4 protein-coding genes and 1 pseudogene are annotated in these 7,216 nt (G+C 47.1%); 1 reads left to right on the forward strand and 4 read right to left on the reverse strand.

What is annotated here, in order from left to right:
• Window positions 1–439: 439 nt before the first annotated feature.
• Entirely contained in the window at window positions 440–3,340 is a 2,901-nt protein-coding gene (gene uvrA, locus Q384_RS10285; protein WP_051940892.1) for an excinuclease ABC subunit UvrA, read from the forward strand.
• Between the two features lie 114 nt (window positions 3,341–3,454).
• Here the strand turns inward: uvrA and Q384_RS10290 are convergent, their stop codons facing one another.
• The 4 genes and pseudogenes from Q384_RS10290 to Q384_RS10305 all read right to left on the reverse strand — a co-directional run.
• Complete coding sequence (locus tag Q384_RS10290; protein ID WP_037587802.1) at window positions 3,455–3,934, reverse strand: MaoC/PaaZ C-terminal domain-containing protein; 480 nt, start codon at window positions 3,932–3,934, stop codon at window positions 3,455–3,457.
• A 270-nt stretch (window positions 3,935–4,204) separates the two neighbouring features.
• Window positions 4,205–6,058: pseudogene (ftsH, locus tag Q384_RS10295) on the reverse strand (ATP-dependent zinc metalloprotease FtsH); the annotation flags it as partial.
• Between the two features lie 141 nt (window positions 6,059–6,199).
• Window positions 6,200–6,820, reverse strand: coding sequence for an RlmE family RNA methyltransferase (locus Q384_RS10300; protein WP_037587806.1), 621 nt, complete (start codon window positions 6,818–6,820; stop codon window positions 6,200–6,202).
• Between the two features lie 88 nt (window positions 6,821–6,908).
• Window positions 6,909–7,216 (reverse strand): ISAs1 family transposase (locus tag Q384_RS10305; RefSeq protein ID WP_037587335.1); only part of this gene is annotated, 308 nt, incomplete at its 5' end.

Here is a 7,216-nt window from a genome sequence, read left to right on the forward strand (position 1 = left end):
TTTACCAATAAATCCAACAAATTATCTGTTTTTTCTATGATGAGTTTCTTTCTGATGAGAATAATTTATGGAAAATAATACACTATGGCTTAATTGATTAAAATGGTGAGAGAAAATTTTTCATGCGATTGCCCTGCAAATACAGCGAAGACAAGAAATGCGGTGATGGTTATCAAGCTGATTATTGTATCTGTTTCGGCGCAACCGACAAAGCATCACCCAACAGTTGATTAAAAATCACTGCTACGTTTGCTGTAACCTGAAAACTTTCAGGCAGCCTGTTGATGGTTCGGATAATGACTGTTTTCAGCCTTAAAAACGATAAAACGAATACAAATATTTCAATCCATGCGATTGCATCTCTTCCCTGCTGCCTGCGCGTATAATGGATTATTTTTATTCTGCATACTTGATTTCAGGTAGCCTGCAAACCCACATCATGACAAATCATAACCACAATAATCACGACAACGACACCATTCGCATTCGCGGTGCGCGTACACACAATCTGAAAAATATTGATTTGGATATTCCGCGCCATCGGCTGGTGGTGCTGACGGGGTTATCGGGTAGCGGTAAATCGTCGCTGGCATTTGATACGCTGTATGCCGAGGGGCAGCGGCGGTATGTGGAAAGTTTATCGGCATATGCGCGCCAATTCCTGCAAATGATGGATAAGCCCGATGTGGATTTAATAGAAGGATTGTCGCCCGCCATTTCGATTGAACAAAAATCCACCAGCCACAACCCGCGCTCTACTGTTGGCACGGTAACTGAAATCCACGATTATTTACGTCTGCTATATGCCCGTGTCGGCACACCGTATTGCCCTGACCATGATTTGCCTCTGACGAGTCAAACCGTATCGCAGATGGTTGATCATATTTTGGGGCTGCCTGAAGACACAAGGGTGATGATTTTGTCACCCGCAGTGCGTGAGCGCAAAGGTGAGTTTGTTGATTTATTTGCCGATTTGCAAGCACAAGGCTTTGCTCGGGTGCGGGTGGACGGCGAGGTATATGCGCTGGAAGAAGTACCGAAACTGCAAAAAAATATCAAGCACAATATTGATGTGGTGATAGACCGCGTTAAAGTGCATGCCGATATTCAGCAGCGTTTGGCGGAGAGTTTTGAAACCGCCCTGCGCCACGGCAATGACCGTGCCTTGGCGTTGGAAATGGACAGCGGACAGGAACACTGGTTTTCATCACGATTTGCCTGCCCTGTCTGTGCTTACAGTTTACAAGAACTGGAGCCGCGCTTGTTTTCGTTTAACAACCCTGTGGGTGCTTGTCCCACTTGCGACGGTTTGGGCAGTATGAATTTTTTTGACCCTGAACGCGTGGTCATTCACCCTGAATTATCATTGGCGGCGGGTGCAATTAAGAGTTGGGATAAGCGCAACACCTTTTATTTTCAAATGATTCAATCGCTTGCCAAGCATTACGGCTTTGATGTGAATACACCGTTTGACAGGCTGCCTGAAAACATACGCCAAGTGCTATTGCATGGCTCAGGTAAAGAAGCAATTGAATTTACTTACTTATCCGAACGCGGCACCGGCTTCAACCGCACCCATGCCTTTGAGGGCATTATTCCCAATTTAGAACGGCGTTACCGCGAAACCGATTCTGCCGCCGTGCGTGAAGAATTGGCACAATACCAAAGCCACCGCGCTTGCCCGACGTGCGCCGGTGCTCGTTTACGCAAAGAGGCGCGCTATGTGTATGTCGGCAAACAACCGCTGCACCACGTCAGCGCATTGCCGCTTACCCAAGCACACCGTTTTTTTACGGAATTGGATTTGTCGGGTAATAAAAAACAGATTGCCGAAAAAATTCTCAAAGAAATTATTGAGCGGCTGGGCTTTTTGATTAATGTTGGTTTGGATTATTTGTGTCTGGCACGCAGTGCCGAAACGCTGTCTGGCGGTGAAGCACAGCGCATTCGTTTGGCAAGCCAAATTGGTTCGGGGCTGACCGGCGTGATGTATGTATTGGACGAACCGTCTATCGGTTTGCACCAGCGCGACAACGACCGCCTGCTGGCCACACTCAAACGCCTACGCGACTTAGGCAACAGTGTGATTGTGGTTGAACACGATGAAGACGCGGTACGCGCTGCTGATTTTGTGGTGGATATGGGACCGGGTGCAGGCGAACACGGCGGCGAAGTGATTATTGCCGCGACTCCTGCCGAAGTTGCCGCCTGTGAAAACTCACTGACGGGACAATACTTAAGCGGCAAGAAACGCATCCCTATTCCCGCCGAACGCACACCGATTGACCCCGAGCGAGTATTGATTTTGAGCGGTGCACGCGGTAACAATTTAAAAAATATCACGCTAACCCTGCCATTGGGTTTGATTACCTGCGTTACCGGCGTATCAGGCAGCGGTAAATCCACCCTTATCAACGACACTTTAGCCAAAATTACCGCCCGCGAACTCAATCGAGCCAGTGAAGAACCCGCGCCTTATGAGGACATCATCGGCTTGGCTCATCTGGATAAAGTCATCAACGTTGATCAATCGCCGATTGGCCGCACACCGCGCTCCAATCCCGCTACGTACACCGGTTTATTTACCCCAATCCGCGATTTATTCGCGGGTGTGCCGCTGTCGCGCGAGCGCGGCTACAATGTTGGGCGTTTTTCGTTTAACGTTAAAGGCGGCCGCTGCGAAGCCTGCCAAGGCGATGGTGTTATTAAAGTAGAAATGCACTTTTTACCCGATGTGTATGTTCCCTGTGAAGTGTGCAACAGTAAACGCTACAACCGAGAAACCCTGGACGTGCAATACAAAGGCAAGAACATCAGCCAAGTGCTGGACATGACTGTTGAAGAGGCTTGCTATTTTTTCGATGCCGTCCCCGTAGTCAAACGCAAACTGCAAACTTTAACCGATGTTGGCTTGGGTTATATTCGGCTCGGACAATCTGCCACCACGCTCTCCGGCGGCGAAGCACAACGCGTAAAATTGGCGCTGGAACTTTCCAAACGCGATACCGGACGCACTTTATATATTTTGGATGAACCAACAACAGGGCTGCATTTTGCTGACATCGCTCTGCTGTTGGAAGTCATTCAACGCCTCAAAGGCAAGGGCAACAGTATTGTGATTATTGAACACAATCTTGATGTGATTAAAACCGCTGATTACATTGTTGATTTAGGACCGGAAGGCGGCGATGGCGGCGGTCAAATCATCGCCACCGGCACACCGGAAGAAGTGGCGCAAAATCCAAACAGTTATACAGGGAAGTATTTGCGGGAAGTATTGCCACAGCTGCCTGAAAAAAAGAAAACACCCAAACGAAACAGAAAGAATTCGGAAAAATAAAAGGGAAAAATTCGCTTGATAACAAAGACAACGGTCAATCATAAACAGAAGAACAACCTCGCCGCAGAGCGGTGAGGTTGTTCATTAAATGTACCGAAATTCTGCAAAGAGGTTTTACAAAATACTGATTTTCGGCATCTCAATGGATTGACAGGTAATTTTTTCAGCAGGCGGCATCACATTCGCTTTACCCAACACCACTTTTTCACCATTTTGATTGGTTACCACGGTTTCCAATGTTACCCATTTTTTCTGTTCATTTTTTTCGATTACCGTTACGGTTGCCGTAATCGTATCGCCGATGCGTACAGGGCGGCGAAATTGTAAATCTTGTCCCAAATAAATGCTGCCCACACCGGGCAATTGTGTGCCGATAACCGCAGAAATTAATCCTGCCGACCAAATGCCGTGCATGATAACGCCTTTAAACGGCGTGCCTGAGGCATACTCCGCATCTAAATGCGCCGGATTGGTGTCGCCGCTGGCGGCAGCAAAGAGTTTAATGTCCTCTTCGGTTACGGTATGGGTGCGGCTGGCTGATTGACCGATACTCAGTTCATCAAAAGGAATATTACTGATAAGTGCGGTTGTCATTTTATGCTCCGAGATGAATAATGGTAAAAAACAGGGGCGAGAATAACTCACCTCTGTTTGTCTATTGCCCAACTGTATCTTATTTCTTGATTACGGTTTATCCGAAGCGGCTTTACTGCCCTCATCGGCTGCCTGAAAAGTTTTCGTAACGGCTGCCTCTGCGGTTTCCGATAATGCTGAAGCAGCTGCACCTTGCGGCAATAGATCATTTAATTGACCGCTGTTTGCACCGCTGTCATTATTAACAGAATCATCGCCCGTCGGGTTTTGCTCAGAATCCGGTCGCACATTGTGGCTGTAGTCTTTGGGTGGGCTGGGTTGTTTGCCTGCCATAATTTCCAAAACTTGGTCGCGGTCAATGGTTTCCCAATCAATCAAGGCTTTTGCCATGGTGTGCATTTTATCGCGGTTTTCGTCCAAAATTTTATAAGCCACCGCATACTGTTCGTCAATGATTCGGCGAATTTCCGCATCAACATGCTGCATGGTTTGTTCGGATATATTTTGGGTATGGGTTACTGATCTGCCCAGAAAAACTTCGCTCTCGTTTTCACCATATACCATTGGTCCCATTTTATCGGACATACCATAGCGGGTAACCATATCACGGGCAATCTGAGTGGCACGTTCAAAATCATTGGACGCCCCTGTGGACACCCTGCCAATATAAATTTGCTCGGCAATGCGCCCGCCAAACAAGATGGAAATTTGGCTCAGCATCTGGTCTTGATACATGCTGATTCGATCCCGCTCGGGCAATTGCCAAGTCAAGCCCAAGGCACGACCACGCGGCATAATAGTAACTTTATGCACAGGATCAGTGGCTTCTAAACTCTCGGCAACAATGGCATGACCCGATTCATGGTACGCAGTGGCACGTTTTTCGTCTTCGTGCATCACCATTGAACGGCGTTCAGGTCCCATGTAAATCTTGTCTTTGGCCTCTTCAAAATCACTCATATCAACTTTGGTTTTATTGCGGCGGCCTGCATATAAAGCAGCTTCATTCACCAAATTTGCTAAATCCGCACCGGAAAAACCGGGTGTGCCGCGAGCCAGCACAGTTAAATTCACTGAATCGTCCAGCGGTACTTTTTGTGCATGCACTTTAAGAATTTGCTCACGGCCGCGAATATCAGGCAACGGAACAACCACTTGACGGTCAAAACGACCAGGACGCTGCAAAGCAGGGTCTAATACATCAGGGCGGTTTGTGGCAGCAACCACAATCACCGTTGTGTTGCTTTCAAAGCCGTCCATTTCCACCAACAATTGGTTTAATGTCTGTTCACGCTCGTCGTTACCGCCGCCCAATCCTGCGCCGCGCTGACGACCAACGGCATCAATTTCATCAATAAAGATAATACAGGGTGCATTTTTCTTGGCTTGCTCAAACATGTCGCGCACCCGTGATGCACCCACACCAACAAACATTTCCACGAAGTCAGAACCGGAAATGCTGAAAAAAGGAACTTTGGCTTCACCGGCAATGGCTTTTGCCAATAAGGTTTTACCCGTACCCGGGCTGCCTGCCAGCAACACACCGCGCGGCACTCGCCCGCCCAAAGTTTGGTATCGCTGCGGTGCGCGTAAATAATCAACAATTTCTTGGACTTCTTCTTTGGCTTCGTCACAACCGGCAACATCGGCAAAAGTAACCGTATTGCTGTCTTTATCCAGCAGCCGCGCACGGCTTTTGCCGAACGAAAATGCGCCACCTTTGCCGCCGCCGGTTTGCATGCGCATGAAGTAAATCCACACACCCACTAACAACAGTACCGGCAGCAAACTGATGAAGATGCTGCTGAACAGGCTCGGCTTTTCTTCCGGAATCACATTTACCCGAACACTTTTTGCCAACAGCGTACTGATGAGATTGTCGTCAAGCGGTGCATTGGTAATGAAATCGGTTTTATCGGTGCGCACACCTTTAATTAAATAACCGCTCACTACCGAACCTTCAATATTGACGCTGTCAACCTCGCCATTATTCACTTGCTGAATAAACTGCGAGTATTCGATTTGCTGTTTGTTTTCTTTCTTTTCGGTCAGCGCGTTGAACGCCGCCATCAGCACAAACGCCAATGCTATCCAAACCAAAAGACTTTTTACGGTACCGCGCACTGTCCAAACTCCTATGGCCAAACCATTTACAGATTCAGCTTAAATTAAAAATACTGCGTTATTTCCGTTTAGTAAAATCCCAAACCCACCTGAATCAACCACTTTTCAGGCAGCCTTTATTGTAACGGAATTGATCTTGACTTAACGCTTCCCACGCCCCAATAAATAAACCTCATTGGATCGATTACGCGAAGCTTTGGGTTTGCGTATCAATACCCGAGCAAACGCTGACTTCATAACAGCCTGATATTCATTCAAACCAGCTCCCTGAAACACTTTAACCAAAAAATCACCATTATTTTTCAGGTGCTGCACAGCAAAATCCAAAGCCAATTCAGCAAGATAAAAACTTTTCGCCTGATCGGATACTGCATTGCCCGATATATTGGGTGCCATGTCGCAAATTACAAGGTCTAATGCCCGCTTACCCAGTAATTCTTCAAATTGTGCCAAAACCGATGCTTCGCGGAAATCACCTTGAACAAAATCAACACCGGATAAAGATGCCATCGGCAGAATATCCAATGCAAAAACCTTACCTTGTTGCCCCGCCAATTTCGCCGCCACTTGCGACCAACTGCCGGGCGCACTGCCCAAATCCGCAACCACGGCTCCGGGTTTAATCAAATTGTCTTTTTCATTGATTTCCAGCAATTTGTAGGCAGCACGTGCGCGGTAGCCCTCTTTTTGTGCCAAATGCACGTAATGGTCGTTAACATGCTCATTGAGCCACGCACCAGAAGACTTGGAACGAACCGCCATATTTTTCTGCCATTAAAATAATTGTATTTTAGCGTGAAACTTCATATTCTCCAAAACACATTGTCTCCAGGGCAATCGCATGAAAGATTTAACACAGTTTCAGTAGTTGCTCACGGTAATTATCAGAGGTAGCCGCCAGTAATCGCTGTACTTTAATGCCACCTTTGCGCTTCACAGGTGATAGGCGGATTAGGTTAAGAGATATGCGGTGTAATATGGCCAAGTTATGAGCAGCGAAGCCATTTCTGGCTCGCATTTGATCATCTTTAAAAGCAATATCCATGCACCAATGCAAACTGTTTTCAATGCGCCAATGCAGGCGTATGACGTGATTCAACAATTCGGCATTGTTTGATAAGCTGCTGATATATAATCGTTGTTCATAGGTTGTTTTTC

Origin of the sequence: Stenoxybacter acetivorans DSM 19021 (genome assembly GCF_000745895.1) — a bacterium.
GTDB lineage: Bacteria > Pseudomonadota > Gammaproteobacteria > Burkholderiales > Neisseriaceae > Stenoxybacter > Stenoxybacter acetivorans.